The sequence below is a fragment of the Citrobacter meridianamericanus genome (genome assembly GCF_041320245.1).
In the GTDB taxonomy this organism is placed as follows: domain Bacteria; phylum Pseudomonadota; class Gammaproteobacteria; order Enterobacterales; family Enterobacteriaceae; genus Citrobacter; species Citrobacter meridianamericanus.
The window spans coordinates 3,453,734-3,471,882 of record NZ_CP101036.1; the positions used below are offsets into that span (position 1 = coordinate 3,453,734).

Sequence of the window (18,149 nt, forward strand, 5' to 3'; positions counted from 1 at the left end):
TCATAAATGATTCGCTGCCGCAGTATGAACCCGTTAGCGAGTCAGCGAGATTAAGCTATCCAGCAACACGTCAGGCCGGTCGCCTGACAAATGAGCGTCAACCGGTAAATACCACCAGTTTTCATCAGCAAATGCACGACATTTAACCGCATCTTTTTCCGTCATCACCAGCGTTTGTCCGGGGTTGGCAAGCGCGCTGACCTCACTGTAGGTCAGAGACTGATGGTCTGCCAGCGCGATACATTTTTGCACTCTGGCCCCACACGCTTCCAGTGTGGCGAAAAAACGCGGTGGATGGCCGATGCCCGCCATAGCGACAATATTGGGCAGGAGCGCCACATCGCGGCGTTCGCCCGTGCGTAAATTAACCGCCAGTCCAGGTTCAAGTCGCATCGGGATTTCCCCTGGCTGCGCAACTCCACCGTTCACAATAGTCGCATCTACCGATTTAAGGCGACCTGCGCGTTCCCGCATTGGGCCTGCGGGAAGCCACCAGCCATTGCCAAACCGACGTTCACCATCAATAACCACGATTTCAACATCCCGCGCCAGACGATAATGCTGTAGACCATCGTCCGTCACAATGATCTGCACGTCGTGATGGGCCAAAATGGCTTTTACCGCATCCGATCTTACCGGGGATACCGCTACCGGCACGCCGGTACGTTGGGCTATCAGCACCGGTTCATCACCCGCTTCTGCGGTGGTGGTCTCTGCAGTCAATACCAACGGGTAAGCAGCCGCTTTCCCACCGTAACCACGCGACACTACGCCCACGCGAATCCCGCGTTGCTGCAGTTGTTCAACCAGCCAAATTACCACCGGTGTTTTGCCATTGCCGCCGGCTGTAAGGTTTCCGACCACCACAACCGGTACTGGCGCGCGCCATGCGCGTTTCAGCCCAAGCTTGTAGCATAGGCGGATCCCGCCACTCACCAGGCCATACAGCCAGGAGAGTGGAAGTAACAGCCGCCACAGTGGCGACTCACCAGACCAGATTCGTGCGATCATTGGCCGAATTGCATTTTGTGTAATTGCGCATAGACCCCGCGCTGCTCAATCAGCTCGCTATGGGTTCCACGTTCAACAATAATACCGTCTTCCACCACGATGATTTCGTCCGCTTGTTCAATGGTAGAAAGACGGTGAGCAATCACCAGGGAAGTACGGTTTTTCTGAAGTTCATCCAGAGCAGCCTGAATCGCGCGTTCGGATTCTGTATCGAGAGCCGACGTTGCTTCATCAAGGATCAGAATCGGGCTGTCACGCAACAAGGCGCGGGCGATAGCGATACGCTGGCGCTGGCCACCGGAAAGCAGGACGCCGTTTTCGCCAATCACCGTATCCAGCCCATTATCCATCTTATTGATGAAATCCATGGCGTAGGCCATCTGTGCCGCTTTTTCGATCTGCTCGCGACTGTACATATCGGTACGCGCGTAGGCGATGTTGTTGGCGACTGTATCGTTAAACAGATGCACATTCTGCGAAACCAACGCGACCTGATCGCGCAGGGACGCCAGGGTATATTCGCGCAGATCGTGTCCGTCCATCAGAATCTGCCCTTCATCGATATCGTAGAAGCGCGTAATCAGGCTGGCGATGGTGGATTTACCAGATCCCGAACGGCCAACCAGAGCAACGGTTTTGCCCGCTGGAATGTTCAGGTTGATGTCGCGCAGAGCCGGTGCTTCACGTCCTGGATAGGTGAAAGTCACATTGCGGAACTCGAGATCGCCGGTCGCACGTTCGATAACGCGTTTACCTTCATCTTTTTCCTGTTCGCTATCCAGAATAGTAAATAAAGTCTGGCATGCTGCCATACCGCGCTGGAACTGCGCGTTGACGTTAGTCAGCGATTTTAACGGACGCATCAGCGCGATCATTGAGGAGAAGACAACGGTAATTGTCCCTGCCGTCAGGTTTTCCATTACGCTTGGGAAGCTGGCCGCATATAACACGAAGGCCAGCGCCAAAGACGCAATCAGCTGGATGATAGGGTCAGAGATAGAAGAGGCAGAAACCATCTTCATCCCCTGCAGACGCATCTTGTTGCTGACTTTATCAAAGCGCTTGGTTTCGACTTCCTGGCCACCAAAAATCAAAACTTCTTTGTGGCCTTTCAGCATCTGCTCCGCACTGGTCGTAACCTGCCCCATGGTGTTTTGCATGTTTTTACTGATGTTACGAAAGCGCTTGGAAACCACTCGGATTGCCACTGACACAATTGGCGCCAGCACAATCAGGATCAATGACAGCTGCCAGCTGTAATAGAACATCATGATAAACAGGCCAATAATCGAGGCACCTTCACGTACCACGGTGATTAGCGCGCCAGAAGATGATGACGCGACCTGCTCTGAATCATAGGTAATACGTGACAGCAGCGTACCTGTAGACTGCTTATCAAAGAAGGAGACCGGCATGCCCATCATGTGACCAAAGAGGCGGCGGCGCATGGTCATAACCACTTTGCCTGACACCCATGAGATACAGTAGCTGGAGACATAGCTGGTTAAGCCACGAACTATCATCAGTCCAATGACCACCAGCGGCATCCACAGCAGCACTGAGCGATCGGTTTTACCAAAACCATCATCCAGTAATGGCTTAAGGAGCGATAACATGAAGGTATCGCTGGCCGCGTTAAGGACTAACGCTATACCCGCCACGATCAGACCCGATTTAAAAGGCGCTATGGTTGGCCATAGTCGGCGAAACGTCTGCCACGTAGAGAGATCTTTATCGTTATGCATTCAAAAAACCGGCATTTGTTAGAATAGCCGCATATTCTACCCGTTATCCTCCGACACGCCAAACCACTGATGATACCAACGAGGTAAAATCTGATCCCGCAAGCTGTGTATTCGCCAGTTGTTTTGATAGAAATCCAGCGTGATCTGCCCCTGATGTGGTGTATCCAGCCATTGATAATTTTGTTGTTGATAACGCTGTTTCACCTTCCAGGACGGTAGACGCCAGGCATTGTAACGGGATGCAGAGGCTAACGCAGCCTGTCCGCCGACCCGCTGAATCAACGCCAGTGATGATGAGGTATTGCTGCCATGATGTGGAACCTGCACCACCGTAGACTGCAGATGCTGCCAGTAGTGACTTAGCATTTTTTGTTCAGCGGGAGACTCAATATCGCCGGTCAGCAGAATACTCTGATACCCATCATCAACTTTAACCACGCAAGAGTGGTTATTCCCTACATCTGTATTGCCACGCACCGGCCAGTGCGCACTAAAGGTTAATCCTTGCCATCGCCAACTTTCCCCGCGAAAACAGGGCAGATGCCCTTCCCAACCTAGCGGACTTCTTATCCATAGCGACGGCCAGGCTTTCTGCAGCGAGCCTAACCCGCCCCGGTGATCCATATGCTCATGGCTTAAAATTACCCCTTCCGGCTCCAGATTGTGCCAGCGTAACCAGGGAATAATCAGCTGTTGCGCGCTATCACCTTCAGGCCATGCCAGACCTGTATCATAAAGCAGCGCTTTCCCATTACGCTCAATCACCATCGCCAGCCCCTGCCCGACATCCAGCATATGCACTTGCCACACATCAGTACGTGAGGTACGCCAGAATGGCCCACTCAATATAATCAGCACCGTGAAACAGACCACCGGTAGCGTACGCAAGATATTTAGGCGCCATGCGATGATCGTCAGTCCGGGTAAAAATGCAAACCCTTGCCAGCGTGCATCAATATTGGTCCACCCTTCAGGCAGGCTCCTGAGTCCCCAAAACAGCAGCGCCAGAGAGCGATCGGCTAAAAACCACAGGCCCGATTCAACCATCACCAGCCCGGTTAAATGCACGATCATGCCTGCTAATATCAAGGGTACGGCAATAAACGTGACCAGCGGTACGGCAAACAAATTCGCCAGAAAAGAGGTCAGACTGAAACCGTGGAACATCGCGATTTGCACCGGCAGAAGCAGAAGCGTAATACCCAGTTGCAGATGAGCAAGCGCCAGGAATTGACGTCCAACGAACGATAACGGCCAATTTGGCGCAGGAACCCATTGATACCAGAACAGCAGCGCTGCAACGGCAAAAGCAGACAACCACAGACTTTGTGAAAGAACGGCGACAGGATCTACCACCAGAATGGCTGCCAGACAACAGATCCACACCGACCATCCATTCCACTGCCTGCCGCTAAGTTTTAGCGCCCCCCAGACCAGCAGCGCAACAACCGTCCGTAATGCCGGGGGTTGCAACCCCGTTAGCCAGGCATAGAATGTTGCACAGACGATCCCCCCTACTAACGGAATCTGCCAGCAAATCCACCTGGTTGGCATGAAAAATTGGCCCGCGCGAATTATTCCTGCAGCCAGAAGGGCGGCAAATGCAATATGCAGCCCGGAAATCGCCATCAAATGCGCCGTGCCGGTATCACGCATAATGTATTTCACCTCTTGCGACACGGACAAGCGCTCCCCCATTCCCAGCCCCAGTATGACCTGCTGCCAGGAGAAATCAGCTAGCGTGGTTTTCAACGAGGCAAGATACTGCGCTCGCAGGCTACATTGTGGTGTGATAACCGAGGCCTGCGAAAATCGTCCCGTCAAGGGTTGGTGCTGCGCCAACGCATAACGCTGGCTATCAAATCCTCCCTCGTTCAATTGGCCGTGTACGGCACGGACCTTCAGCGTCATCGCCCATGTCTGACCCGCACAAACGTCACCAGGTAAGTACTGTCCATACAGGATAATTCCGACGGAGGGAAAGAGGCGTTTCCCCTGCAGATGCGTAATCTGACCATAGTGCGTCGTCATATTGTCAGTTCCGGTTATCCGCACAACAGCTTGCTGGGTTTTCGCAGGGAGCGTATTACCAGCCCACAGAGCATCTTTTGCTGCCAGGATGCCCCAAAGAAAGAACAGTAGGGTTATTCCGGCAAAACGCAAATGCCTACAGGAAAAAAGACAGAGTACACACGCCAGACAAAATACAACGCTGATGCACAGCATGCCTGGCAGCACGGGTAATAATATAAGCGGGAGAATGCCGAATAATGCGCACGTACTAACCGTTGTTATTTTCATCAATTACCTCCCTGTAGCAGGGAGTGTGCAGCACTCTTCGACAGTTGTCTGGCAACAATTTATCGTTATACGGCGTGCGTTCCGCTGACATTTAGCGGCGGAAGTAACGTACAAATTAACTGGGATGAGGATTCCGGAATTAGCAAACAGAAATGAAAAAAGCACCCATGCGGGTGCTTTTCTCGGCGTTAAGTTTCGCTAAAAACTTAACCGTAAATATTGGCGCGATCGCGCAGTTCTTTACCTGGTTTAAAGTGCGGAACGTATTTTCCTTCCAGGTCCACTTTATCGCCGGTCTTCGGATTACGTCCGGTGCGTGGTGCGCGGTAATGCAAAGAGAAGCTGCCGAAACCGCGGATTTCAATACGCTCGCCCTGCGCAAGAGTCGAGGCCATATGTTCCAGCATCTCTTTAACTGCATCTTCAACCGCTTTCGCGGGAATATGAGGTTGCTGGGTTGCAAGTCTTTCAATCAATTCTGACTTGGTCATGATTCCTCCGGTTCCTTAAAGGCATAATTAGCTGCTGCATTGATTAAGGGCGGCCGTAGCCGCCCTTTGTCATTGATTACAGGACGAATCCTGTAATCTGTCAAGCTACTCGTCACCCTTTGTGCTGTTAACAGCACAAAGGATTTAGAGCACTCGATATTACTCGCCTTTAGCTGCTTTGAAAGCTTCAGCCATTGCGTTGTTAGAGAAGTTAGCATCTTCCTGTTTGTTAACAGTTGCGATTGCATCTTTCTCATCAGCTTCGTCTTTAGCACGAACAGACAGGCTGATTGCACGGTTCTTACGATCAACGCCGGTGAATTTCGCTTCAACGTCGTCGCCTACGCTCAGAACCAGAGTTGCATCTTCAACGCGGTCACGGGAAGCTTCAGAAGCGCGCAGGTAACCTTCAACGCCGTCAGCCAGTTCTACGGTTGCGCCTTTAGCGTCAACTGCAGTGACTTTACCGTTTACGATTGCGCCTTTCTTGTTCAGTGCAACCCAGTTGTTGAACGGATCTTCTGCGAGTTGTTTAACGCCCAGAGAGATACGCTCACGCTCTGCGTCAACCTGCAGAACAACGGCTGCGATTTCGTCGCCTTTTTTGTATTCACGAACTGCTTCTTCGCCTGCAACGTTCCAGGAGATGTCAGACAGGTGAACCAGGCCGTCGATGCCGCCGTCCAGGCCGATGAAGATACCGAAGTCAGTGATAGACTTGATTTTACCTTCAACACGGTCGCCCTTGTTGTGGGTTTCCGCGAACTGCTGCCATGGGTTGTTTTTGCACTGCTTCAGACCCAGGGAGATACGACGACGTTCTTCGTCGATATCCAGAACCATAACTTCCACTACGTCGCCAACGTTAACAACTTTGGACGGGTGGATGTTTTTGTTGGTCCAATCCATTTCGGAAACGTGAACCAGGCCTTCAACGCCTTCTTCGATTTCAACGAAGCAGCCGTAGTCGGTCAGGTTGGTCACGCGACCAGTCAGTTTGGTACCTTCCGGATAACGCTTAGCGATAGCTACCCATGGATCTTCGCCCAGCTGTTTCAGGCCCAGAGATACACGAGTACGCTCGCGGTCGAACTTCAGCACTTTAACAGTGATTTCGTCGCCAACGTTTACGATTTCGCTCGGATGCTTAACGCGTTTCCATGCCATGTCGGTGATGTGCAGCAGGCCGTCAACGCCACCCAGATCAACGAATGCACCGTAGTCAGTGAGGTTCTTAACGATACCTTTAACTTCCATGCCTTCCTGCAGGTTTTCCAGCAGCTGATCGCGTTCTGCGCTGTTTTCGGATTCGATAACGGCACGACGGGAAACAACAACGTTGTTACGCTTCTGATCCAGCTTGATTACTTTGAATTCAAGCTCTTTGCCTTCCAGGTGCAGCGTGTCGCGGACCGGACGAACGTCTACCAGAGAACCCGGCAGGAACGCGCGAATACCATTCAGCTCAACAGTGAAGCCACCCTTGACTTTGCCATTGATAACACCAGTAACGGTTGCAGCTTCTTCGTAAGCTTTTTCCAGCGTGATCCAAGCTTCGTGACGTTTAGCTTTTTCACGGGACAGCAGGGTTTCACCGAAGCCGTCTTCTACTGCATCCAGAGCAACGTCAACTTCGTCACCAACCTGGATTTCCAGCTCGCCCTGGGCGTTTTTGAACTGCTCTGCCGGAATGGCGGACTCAGATTTCAGACCAGCGTCAACCAGTACTACGTCTTTGTCGATAGCAACAACAACACCACGAACGATGGAACCCGGACGGGTTTCGATTTCTTTTAAGGATTCTTCAAACAGTTGAGCAAAAGATTCAGTCATGTTTAATCTTCAGGTTTCATATTTAACGTCCACCTGGCTCCGTGCCGGATGGGGTTGTTTAACATACCCGCTGTCAATCCATTGCAACGGGGGTACTGCAAATTCGGTCGCACTTAAGCGAGAGCCAGTTTTTGGCGCGCGTATTGTAACGCTTTTTCAATCACTTGCTCAATGCTTAATCGGGTTGAATCCAAAACTAAAGCATCAGCAGCGGGAACAAGCGGCGCTACAGCACGATTACGATCGCGGTAATCGCGTTCTTCGATCTCGGCCAAAAGGCGTTCAAAGTTAACACTAAAGCCCTTTTCCTGCAACTGTAGCATACGTCTGTGCGCACGTTCTTGCGAGGAGGCGTCCAGAAAAATTTTCACCGGAGCATCCGGGAACACCACGGTTCCCATGTCACGCCCGTCGGCAATCAGGCCGGGCGCTTCACGAAATGCGCGTTGGCGGCGTAACAGCGCTTCGCGCACGCGAGGAAACGCAGCGACCTGAGAGGCTGCATTCGCCACTTCCTGGGTGCGGATTTCGCCGCTAACATCTTCGCCTTCCAGAATGACTTCCAGGTTGCCGTCCGTTGAGATAAAACGCACATCCAGGTGTGAGGCAAGCGGTACCAGAGCATCTTCAGAAGTGACATCAACATGGTGATGCAACGCTGCGAGCGCCAGTACGCGGTAGATCGCGCCTGAATCTAACAGATGCCACTGCAATGCTTCCGCCATTGCCTTGCACAAGGTGCCTTTTCCTGCACCGCTTGGGCCATCAATGGTAATAACCGGGGCAATTGCCGTCATCTTTTTCTCCTTAAACGGGCATACGTTAACGTGAACGCCGCGCATTATACGCGCCAACGACAACGATCGTTATCTTTGTGTGAAAAATGCAGAATCATTGAAGCTGAGTGTAGAATAAATAGACAGCCGGAGATGACGGAATGTGCCGCACCCAAGGGTGCGGCAATAAAATCAGACAGGTGTACTAATACGCGCCAGCTGTTCGAAATAATCCGGGAAGGTTTTGGCAGTACATTTAGGGTCCAGAATGGTTACCGGCGTGTCAGACAACGCCACCAGCGAGAAACACATCGCCATGCGGTGATCGTTGTAGGTCGCGATATCTGCAAACTGTAACGTCGCTGGCGGTGTAACGCGAATATAGTCCTCGCCCTCTTCCACCGTCGCCCCCACTTTACGCAACTCGGTCGCCATCGCGAACAGGCGGTCGGTCTCTTTGACGCGCCAGTTGTAGATATTACGTAAGGTCGTGGTGCCTTTAGCGAACAACGCAGCCGTGGCAATGGTCATCGCCGCATCGGGAATATGGTTCATATCCATATCTACTGCATTCAGCTCACCGTGAGTACAGGCAATAAAGTCATCACCCCAGGTGATTTTCGCCCCCATTTTTTCCAGTACATCAGCGAAGCGAATATCACCCTGCATACTGTTTCGGCCAATCCCGGTGACTTTTACCGTACCGCCTTTAATAGCGCCTGCCGCGAGAAAATAGGAAGCTGATGAAGCATCACCTTCAACCAGATATGCACCCGGCGACTGATACTGCTGCTGACCCTGCACGACAAAGCGCTGGTAGTTCTGATTCTCAATTTCAACACCAAACGTTTTCATCAGGTTCAGTGTGATATCAATGTAAGGTTTGGATACCAGCTCGCCTTTAATGACGATCGTCGTGTCCTGCCGCGCCAGCGGCGCAGTCATCAGCAATGCCGTGAGGAACTGGCTGGATACGCTGCCGTCAACCTCAACCTGTCCTCCGGTGAAACCACCGCGCAGACGTAAAGGCGGATAGTTTTCCTGCTCCAGGTATTCAATGTTGGCTCCGCCCTGGCGTAGCGCATCAACCAAATGACCAATCGGGCGCTCTTTCATGCGCGGTTCGCCCGTGAGCACGATGTCATTGTTGCCCAGGCACAGCGCTGCGGCCAGCGGGCGCATTGCGGTTCCGGCATTGCCAAGGAACAGCTCCACAGCACCTTCTGCATGCAGCGCACCGCCATTACCGATTATCTCGCAACGCGTGCGATCGGCTGAAAGGGTATAGATAATCCCTAACGCATTCAGAGCATTAAGCATATGGCGGACATCATCGCTGTCCAACAGGTTGGTCAGAACAGTGGTGCCATTTGCTAATGCAGCCAGCAGCAAAGCGCGGTTAGAAACACTTTTGGATCCAGGCAGATTGATGGTGCCATCCACCCGCGCAATGGGTTGTAACGTCAGGGATTCCATGAAACTCGACTCTCAAAAACAGACATAAAAACCCCACAGGTTGGCTGTGGGGATGAAAATAAAGCTGATTAACCGCGGCGACGCTCGAAATCGACCATGAAATCGGTCAGCGCTTTTACACCTTCCAGCGGCATTGCATTGTAGATGGACGCGCGCATACCGCCGACCACACGATGCCCTTTCAGCGCATGCAGGCCCGCAGCGAAAGACTCTTCCAGGAAGAGTTTATCCAGCGTGCTATCAGCCAACTGGAACGGGACGTTCATGCGAGAACGGTTCGATTTCGCCACGTCATTACGGTAGAAATCGCTGTTATCGATTACGCCATACAGCAGTTCCGCTTTTTGCTGGTTAATTTTATCCATCGCGTTAACACCGCCCTGCTCTTTCAGCCATTTAAAGACCAGGCCAGACAGATACCAGGCAAAAGTTGGCGGCGTATTAAACATGGAGTCGTTGTCATTCAGCACGGTATAATCGAGGATTGACGGGCAAGACACATGGGCCTTACCCAGCAAATCTTCACGCACGATGACAATCGTCAGCCCCGCCGGGCCAATGTTTTTCTGCGCTCCGGCATAAATTACGCCATAGCGGCTTACGTCAATCGGTGCGGAAAGAATGGTCGAGGACAGATCCGCCGTAACCACCACGTCGCTGGCAAAATTCGGCGTTTCATCGATCGCAATGCCATCGATGGTTTCATTCGGGCAATAGTGCAAGTACGCCGCATTGTCAGAAAGCTGCCATTCACTCATCGGCTTAACGGCACGCAGTCCGTCAACGGTGACTTTGGCGTCGATAACGTTTGGCGTACAGTACTTCTTCGCTTCTTTAATTGCACTGGCGGCCCAATACCCAGCATCCACGTAATCCGCCGTGGTTTTGTCACCCAGAATATTTAACGGGATACCCGCGAATTGCCCACGGCCACCGCCATGGCAGAACAACACTTTATAGTTGGAGGGGATACTGAGAAGATCGCGAAAATCCTGCTCTGCTTCCTCTGCGACTTGAATGAATTCTTTGCCACGGTGGCTAATTTCCATCACCGACGTGCCAAGACCGTTCCAGTCGCGAAGATCCTGTTGAGCCAGTTTAAGTACTTCTGCCGGTAGCATTGCCGGACCTGAACTAAAATTGAAGACCTGAGCCATTTCCCCTCACCACGTTGTGTTGTTGTCCAATCAACATCCTGTCATTGACGATAATCCGGTGACAGATATTGGTATAAGTTATTCCTGTGGATATCGGTTTTATCATTCAGTGACACGCGCCGCAATGGGTAAAAATGACCAGGGTAAAAATGTGTCGTTGGTCACACAACAGAATCTATCGGATTGACGGGTAAAAACCGAGATTTTCGCTGTCAGGTAACCCGTTTTGCCCGACTGGCCTTCGACCATTCTGGATTTGCACAGCGCGGGCATAATTGATGATCGCCGGCATTCATTTGCACCACTTCACTGCAACGTATGCAGGCATAGTCCCCAGCTTCAGGCATTATCTTAAAGCGTTGCGTACAGCGTTTTGGCAGAATACTGAGTCCCGGCTTTACATCTTCATTGGCATAGAAATAGACGCTGATTTGCCCGTTCGTTTCCAGAATGGCCAGTTTCACCTGTCCTAATTGCTCTACGCCGTTCAAACGCAATTCCATAAAGAACTCGAATTCCGTCATATTGGCGCTATTGAGCTTTGACCATGCCAGCTCACCATCTTCAATGATCACAACAGGCTTCCCCTCCAGCAAATCCTCCATTTTTTCGCTGTGTGCCATCAACCACATTACCAACCGGTACAGCACTGCAAGGGTAATAAAGACCACCAGCACCGGCAGCATTGGAACATCATCATAAAACGCCACGTCTCCCGCTGCGGAACCCAGCGTAAGGATGATCAGGACTTCAAAAAGCGACATCTGACGTACGCCGCGACGTCCGGTGATTTTTAAAAACAGAAAAACCAATATAAAGGTATAGAGGCTGCGCAAAGCAACTTCGCCCAGAAAATCCATCGGCACTTTATCAAGCGCCATACGGTGTAAATCGAATGCTTTCATTAATATGCTCTAAACGTGGTTGGCTGTAAGAAAGCATAGCTAATGCTTTTATTTACGCCTGGAATCCGGCGACGATAGCGCCGTTCATTGAAAACCCGTATCATTGCGCGCTTTCCGTACGACAAAAGTGATTTTCATGACGCAAACATTTATCCCCGGCAAAGATGCCGCTCTGGAAGACTCCATCGCTCGCTTCCAGCAAAAATTGCTCGACCTTGGTTTTCAAATTGAGGAAGCCTCGTGGTTGAATCCCGTCCCTAACGTCTGGTCTGTACATATTCGCGACAAAGAATGCGCGTTGTGCTTTACCAACGGGAAAGGCGCGACAAAAAAAGCGGCACTGGCTTCCGCGTTGGGCGAATACTTTGAGCGTCTGTCGACTAACTACTTCTTTGCGGATTTCTGGCTGGGTGAAACCATCGCCAACGGTCCGTTCGTGCATTACCCGAACGAAAAATGGTTCCCGCTGACTGAAAACGACGATGTACCAGAAGGTCTGCTGGATGCACGACTGCGAGCGTTTTACGATCCAGAAAACGAACTGACTGGCAGCATGCTTATCGATCTACAGTCCGGTAATGAAGAACGTGGCGTCTGCGGTCTGCCGTTTACCCGCCAGTCTGATAACCAGACCGTCTATATACCGATGAATATTATCGGCAACCTGTATGTTTCTAACGGCATGTCTGCGGGTAACACGCGAAACGAAGCTCGCGTTCAGGGCCTGTCTGAAGTCTTTGAGCGTCATGTGAAGAACCGCATTATTGCGGAAAGCATCAGCCTGCCGGAAATCCCGGCCGAAGTCATGGCGCGCTATCCGGCTGTGGTGGAGTCCATCGCCAAACTGGAAGCGGAAGGTTTCCCAATTTTCGCCTACGATGGCTCGCTGGGCGGCAAGTATCCGGTGATTTGCGTTGTCCTGTTCAACCCGGCGAACGGTACCTGCTTTGCCTCCTTCGGCGCGCACCCGGATTTCGGCGTAGCACTGGAGCGTACCGTCACTGAACTGTTGCAGGGCCGTGGTCTGAAAGACCTTGATGTCTTCACCCCACCGACTTTTGACGACGAAGAAGTGGCTGAACACACTAACCTTGAAACCCACTTCATTGATTCCAGCGGTCTGATTTCATGGGATCTGTTCAAGCAGGATGCCGACTATCCGTTCGTTGACTGGAATTTCTCTGGCACCACGGAAGAAGAGTTCGCCACCCTAATGGCTATCTTCAATGCTGAAGATAAAGAAGTGTATATCGCCGACTATGAGCATCTGAGCGTTTACGCCTGCCGCATTATTGTTCCGGGAATGTCTGACATCTACCCGTCTGAAGATCTGTGGTTAGCCAACAACGCCATGGGCGCCCATCTGCGTGACACCATCCTCTCTCTGCCGGGAAGTGAATGGGATAAAGAAGACTATCTCAACCTGATCGAACAACTGGATGAAGAAGGCTTTGACGACTTCACCCGCGTCCGCGAACTACTTGGTCTGGCAACCGGCGCGGATAACGGTTGGTACACCCTGCGTATTGGCGAGCTAAAAGTGATGCTGGCGCTGGCCGGTGGCGACCTGGAGCAGGCGCTGGTCTGGACAGAATGGACGATGGAATTCAATGCCTCCGTCTTTAGCGCTGAACGTGCCAACTACTACCGCTGTCTGCAAACGCTGCTTCTGCTCTCTCAGGAAGAAGATCGTCAGCCGCTGCAATATCTGAATGCGTTTGTCCGCATGTACGGTGCCGAGGCGGTTGAAGCGGCAAGTGCAGCATTGAGTGGCGAAGCGCCATTCTACGGGTTGCAAACCGTTGATAGCGATCTGCAGGCTTTCCCGGCGCATCAGTCTCTGCTGAAAGCCTATGAAAAACTACAGCGCGCGAAAGCGGCACATTGGTCAAAATAATGACAGTCAGCCTGCGCTAAGTAGGCTAAAAGTTTTGTCTGGGATATATTACGGGGCGCTTTGAGCGCCCTGTTTTTTTATTTTGGTCAAATCGGAAAATAAATGTAAAAACAAGGTTAAATATTAGTAGTTGATATTAAAAAAATTAGCGTATTAATGCAGTTTTTTATCTCAATTACTCCATTTTAATTAACCGTCTAACAGGAGACAAAAAGAAAAAATTCAACTCACTTTATAATTTTTAAAATTTATTTTTATGTGGATAATCAACAAGTTACTCCGTAATTGCATAAAAACCATGCGTCTTACGGGCCTATAAGCCAGGCGAGATATGATCTATATCAAATTCTCATCTATAATGCTTTGTTAGTATCTCGTCGCCGACTTAATAAAGAGAGAGTTAGTGTGAAAGCTGACAACCCTTTTGATCTTATTCTTCCTGCTGCAATGGCCAAAGTTGCCGAAGAAGCAGGCGTCTATAAAGCAACGAAACATCCGCTTAAGACGTTCTATCTGGCAATTACTGCCGGTGTATTCATTTCAATTGCCTTTGTTTTCTATATCACCGCAACAACCGGTACCGGAACTATGCCTTTCGGCATGGCAAAATTAGTAGGTGGTATCTGCTTTTCCCTGGGGCTGATTCTTTGCGTTGTCTGCGGCGCAGACCTCTTCACCTCAACCGTATTGATTGTCGTAGCAAAAGCCAGTGGTCGTATTACCTGGGGCCAATTGGCTAAAAACTGGCTTAACGTGTATGTCGGTAACCTGGTGGGTTGCTTGCTCTTCGTGCTACTGATGTGGCTTTCCGGCGAATACATGACCGCCAACGGCGCGTGGGGGCTCAACGTCCTGCAAACAGCCGACCACAAAGTGCACCATACTTTTGTTGAGGCAGTAAGCCTTGGCATCCTTGCTAACCTGATGGTGTGCCTGGCGGTATGGATGAGCTACTCTGGCCGCAGCCTGATGGACAAAGCGTTTATCATGGTATTACCGGTCGCAATGTTTGTTGCCAGCGGTTTTGAGCACAGTATCGCAAACATGTTTATGATCCCTATGGGTATTGTAATACGCGATTTCGCCACCCCGGAATTCTGGACCGCTGTTGGGTCTTCTCCGGAGAATTTTTCTCACCTGACCGTGATGAATTTCATCACCGATAACCTGATTCCGGTTACGATCGGTAACATTATCGGCGGCGGTTTGTTGGTCGGGTTGACATACTGGGTCATTTATCTGCGTGGTAACGATCATCATTAATCTGATGATGCCCATTACACGCAGTAAATAAAAAATCCACTTAAGAAGGTAGGTGTTACATGTCCGAGCTTAATGAAAAGTTAGCCACAGCCTGGGAAGGTTTTACCAAAGGTGACTGGCAGAATGAAGTAAACGTACGTGACTTCATTCAGAAAAACTACACTCCATATGAGGGTGACGAGTCCTTCCTGGCTGGCGCAACTGATGCGACCACTGCACTGTGGGACAGCGTGATGGAAGGCGTTAAACAGGAAAACCGCACTCACGCGCCTGTTGACTTTGACACCTCCGTTGCTTCTACCATCACTTCTCACGACGCTGGCTACATCAACAAAGCGCTCGAGAAAATTGTTGGTCTGCAGACTGAAGCTCCGCTGAAACGTGCGATCATTCCGTTTGGCGGCATCAAAATGGTTGAAGGTTCCTGCAAAGCGTACAACCGCGAACTGGACCCGATGCTGAAAAAAATCTTCACCGAATACCGCAAAACCCACAACCAGGGCGTATTCGATGTTTACACCAAAGACATTCTGAACTGCCGTAAATCCGGTGTTCTGACTGGTCTGCCAGATGCGTATGGCCGTGGCCGTATCATCGGTGACTACCGTCGCGTTGCGCTGTACGGTATCGACTACCTGATGAAAGACAAATACGCTCAGTTCGTCTCTCTGCAGTCCGATCTGGAAAACGGCGTAAACCTGGAAGCAACTATCCGTCTGCGTGAAGAAATCGCTGAACAGCACCGCGCACTGGGTCAGATCAAAGAAATGGCTGCTAAATATGGCTGCGATATCTCTGGTCCGGCTACCAACGCTCAGGAAGCTATCCAGTGGACTTACTTCGGCTACCTGGCCGCGGTTAAATCTCAGAACGGCGCAGCAATGTCCTTCGGTCGCGTATCCACCTTCCTGGATGCTTACATCGAACGCGATCTGAAAGCAGGCAAAATCACCGAACAAGACGCTCAGGAAATGATTGACCACCTGGTCATGAAACTGCGTATGGTTCGCTTCCTGCGTACCCCAGAATACGATGAACTGTTCTCCGGTGACCCAATCTGGGCAACTGAATCTATCGGTGGTATGGGCGTTGATGGCCGTACTCTGGTTACCAAAAACAGCTTCCGCTTCCTGAACACCCTGTACACCATGGGTCCTTCTCCGGAGCCGAACATCACCGTTCTGTGGTCTGAAAAACTGCCTCTGAACTTCAAGAAATTCGCCGCTAAAGTGTCCATCGACACCTCTTCTCTGCAGTACGAGAACGATGACCTGATGCGTCCGGACTTCAACAACGACGATTACGCTATCGCTTGCTGCGTAAGCCCGATGGTTGTTGGTAAACAAATGCAGTTCTTCGGTGCGCGTGCAAACCTGGCGAAAACCATGCTGTACGCAATCAACGGCGGCGTTGATGAAAAACTGAAAATGCAGGTTGGTCCTAAATCTGAACCGATCAAAGGCGACGTTCTGAACTTCGACGAAGTGATGGACCGCATGGATCACTTCATGGACTGGCTGGCTAAACAGTACGTCACCGCACTGAACGTTATCCATTACATGCACGACAAGTACAGCTACGAAGCCTCTCTGATGGCACTGCATGACCGTGACGTTATCCGCACCATGGCGTGTGGTATCGCTGGTCTGTCCGTCGCTGCTGACTCCCTGTCTGCAATCAAATATGCGAAAGTTAAGCCGATTCGTGACGAAGACGGTCTGGCTATCGACTTCGAAATCGAAGGCGAATACCCGCAGTTTGGTAACAACGACTCTCGCGTTGATGACATGGCGGTTGATCTGGTAGAACGTTTCATGAAGAAAATTCAGAAACTGACTACTTATCGTAACGCTATCCCGACTCAGTCTGTTCTGACCATCACCTCTAACGTGGTTTATGGTAAGAAAACGGGTAACACCCCAGACGGTCGTCGTGCTGGCGCGCCATTCGGACCGGGTGCTAACCCAATGCACGGTCGTGACCAGAAAGGTGCTGTTGCCTCTCTGACCTCCGTTGCTAAACTGCCGTTTGCATACGCTAAAGATGGTATCTCTTACACCTTCTCTATCGTTCCGAACGCACTGGGTAAAGACGACGAAGTTCGTAAGACCAACCTGGCTGGTCTGATGGATGGCTACTTCCACCACGAAGCATCCATCGAAGGTGGTCAGCACCTGAACGTGAACGTCATGAACCGTGAAATGCTGCTGGATGCGATGGAACATCCGGAAAAATATCCGCAGCTGACCATCCGTGTTTCTGGCTACGCAGTACGTTTTAACTCCCTGACTAAAGAACAGCAGCAGGACGTTATTACTCGTACCTTCACTCAGACCATGTAATTGGTTTTGACTGAAATCGTACTTTAAAAAGCGTACAATAAAGGCTCCACGTAAGTGGGGCCTTTTTAATAGCCTGCTTTGTCAGCTATCTATACTTATGGATATCAGCCAAAACAGACTCGACACAGTTAATAACTGTGCACTAACACTGGCCCCGGATGGGCCACACCTGGAGAAACACCGCAATGTCAGTTATTGGTCGCATTCACTCCTTTGAATCCTGTGGCACTGTTGATGGCCCGGGCATCCGTTTTATTACCTTTTTCCAGGGCTGCCTGATGCGCTGCCTGTATTGCCACAACCGCGACACATGGGATACGCACGGCGGTAAAGAAGTCACCGTCGATGAATTAATGAAAGAGGTCGTGACCTATCGCCACTTTATGAACGCTTCCGGCGGCGGTGTGACAGCGTCCGGCGGTGAGGCTATCCTGCAAGCTGAATTCGTACGTGACTGGTTCCGCGCCTGTAAAAAAGAAGGCATTCATACCTGTCTGGATACCAACGGTTTTGTTCGCCGCTACGATCCGGTGATTGATGAACTGCTGGAAGTCACCGACCTGGTAATGCTCGATCTCAAACAGATGAACGATGAAATCCATCAGAATCTGGTAGGCGTATCTAACCATCGTACGCTGGAGTTCGCTCGCTATTTGTCTAACAAAGATATCAAGGTTTGGATCCGCTACGTAGTCGTGCCTGGCTGGTCTGACGATGACGATTCCGCACACCGCCTGGGCGAGTTTACCCGCGATATGGGCAACGTCGAAAAAATCGAGCTGCTGCCTTACCACGAACTGGGCAAGCACAAATGGGTGGCGATGGGTGAAGAGTACAAGCTGGACGGCGTTAAGCCGCCGAAGAAAGAGACCATGGAGCGCGTGAAAGGCATTCTCGAGCAATATGGACATAAAGTGATGTATTGATATTTATGGTGGGTAACGGACCCGTT

13 protein-coding genes are annotated in these 18,149 nt (G+C 51.0%); 4 read left to right on the top strand and 9 right to left on the bottom strand.

Going from position 1 to position 18,149, the window contains the following annotated elements; genetic code table 11:
- Positions 1 to 33 precede the first annotated feature (33 nt).
- The 9 genes from lpxK to NMD08_RS17065 all read right to left on the bottom strand — a co-directional run bounded on the left by lpxK (position 34) and on the right by NMD08_RS17065 (position 11,695).
- A complete protein-coding gene (gene lpxK / locus NMD08_RS17025; RefSeq protein ID WP_187252718.1) occupies positions 34 to 1,011 on the bottom strand; it encodes a tetraacyldisaccharide 4'-kinase in 978 nt (325 codons plus the stop codon).
- Positions 1,008 to 2,756 carry a lipid A ABC transporter ATP-binding protein/permease MsbA gene (gene msbA, locus NMD08_RS17030; protein ID WP_151217921.1) on the bottom strand — a complete coding sequence of 583 codons (1,749 nt, stop codon included), beginning with the start codon at positions 2,754 to 2,756 and terminating at the stop codon, positions 1,008 to 1,010. Before msbA ends, lpxK begins: the two co-directional genes overlap by 4 nt.
- 36 nt (positions 2,757 to 2,792) lie before the next feature.
- Complete coding sequence (locus tag NMD08_RS17035) at positions 2,793 to 5,057, bottom strand: ComEC family protein (RefSeq protein WP_151225130.1); 2,265 nt, start codon at positions 5,055 to 5,057, stop codon at positions 2,793 to 2,795.
- A 206-nt stretch (positions 5,058 to 5,263) separates the two neighbouring features.
- Complete coding sequence (gene ihfB, locus NMD08_RS17040) at positions 5,264 to 5,548, bottom strand: integration host factor subunit beta (RefSeq protein WP_003035780.1); 285 nt, start codon at positions 5,546 to 5,548, stop codon at positions 5,264 to 5,266.
- Between the two features lie 159 nt (positions 5,549 to 5,707).
- Positions 5,708 to 7,381 (bottom strand): 30S ribosomal protein S1, encoded by a 1,674-nt coding sequence (rpsA, locus tag NMD08_RS17045; RefSeq protein WP_003035776.1) that lies wholly within the window; start codon positions 7,379 to 7,381, stop codon positions 5,708 to 5,710.
- 113 nt (positions 7,382 to 7,494) lie between these two features.
- Positions 7,495 to 8,178, bottom strand: coding sequence for a (d)CMP kinase (cmk, locus tag NMD08_RS17050; protein WP_005123561.1), 684 nt, complete (start codon positions 8,176 to 8,178; stop codon positions 7,495 to 7,497).
- Between the two features lie 171 nt (positions 8,179 to 8,349).
- Positions 8,350 to 9,633: a 3-phosphoshikimate 1-carboxyvinyltransferase gene (gene aroA / locus NMD08_RS17055; protein WP_187259762.1), complete on the bottom strand. Its 1,284-nt coding sequence runs from the start codon at positions 9,631 to 9,633 to the stop codon at positions 8,350 to 8,352.
- Between the two features lie 68 nt (positions 9,634 to 9,701).
- Entirely contained in the window at positions 9,702 to 10,790 is a 1,089-nt protein-coding gene (serC, locus tag NMD08_RS17060; protein WP_151217919.1) for a 3-phosphoserine/phosphohydroxythreonine transaminase, read from the bottom strand.
- 212 nt (positions 10,791 to 11,002) lie between these two features.
- Positions 11,003 to 11,695 (bottom strand): DUF421 domain-containing protein, encoded by a 693-nt coding sequence (locus tag NMD08_RS17065; RefSeq protein ID WP_151225128.1) that lies wholly within the window; start codon positions 11,693 to 11,695, stop codon positions 11,003 to 11,005.
- A gap of 136 nt (positions 11,696 to 11,831) precedes the next feature.
- Here NMD08_RS17065 and ycaO point away from each other — a divergent pair, with 136 nt between their 5' ends.
- From ycaO to pflA, 4 genes are all read left to right on the top strand, one after another.
- Positions 11,832 to 13,592 carry a 30S ribosomal protein S12 methylthiotransferase accessory factor YcaO gene (ycaO, locus tag NMD08_RS17070; protein WP_370618640.1) on the top strand — a complete coding sequence of 587 codons (1,761 nt, stop codon included), beginning with the start codon at positions 11,832 to 11,834 and terminating at the stop codon, positions 13,590 to 13,592.
- A 405-nt stretch (positions 13,593 to 13,997) separates the two neighbouring features.
- Entirely contained in the window at positions 13,998 to 14,855 is an 858-nt protein-coding gene (gene focA / locus NMD08_RS17075; RefSeq protein ID WP_003035756.1) for a formate transporter FocA, read from the top strand.
- Positions 14,856 to 14,914: 59 nt separating this feature from the next.
- Entirely contained in the window at positions 14,915 to 17,197 is a 2,283-nt protein-coding gene (pflB, locus tag NMD08_RS17080; protein ID WP_003035753.1) for a formate C-acetyltransferase, read from the top strand.
- A gap of 185 nt (positions 17,198 to 17,382) precedes the next feature.
- The gene (pflA, locus tag NMD08_RS17085; RefSeq protein WP_003035751.1) at positions 17,383 to 18,123 is read left to right on the top strand and encodes a pyruvate formate lyase 1-activating protein; all 741 of its coding nucleotides are present in this window, start codon (positions 17,383 to 17,385) and stop codon (positions 18,121 to 18,123) included.
- Positions 18,124 to 18,149 lie beyond the last annotated feature (26 nt).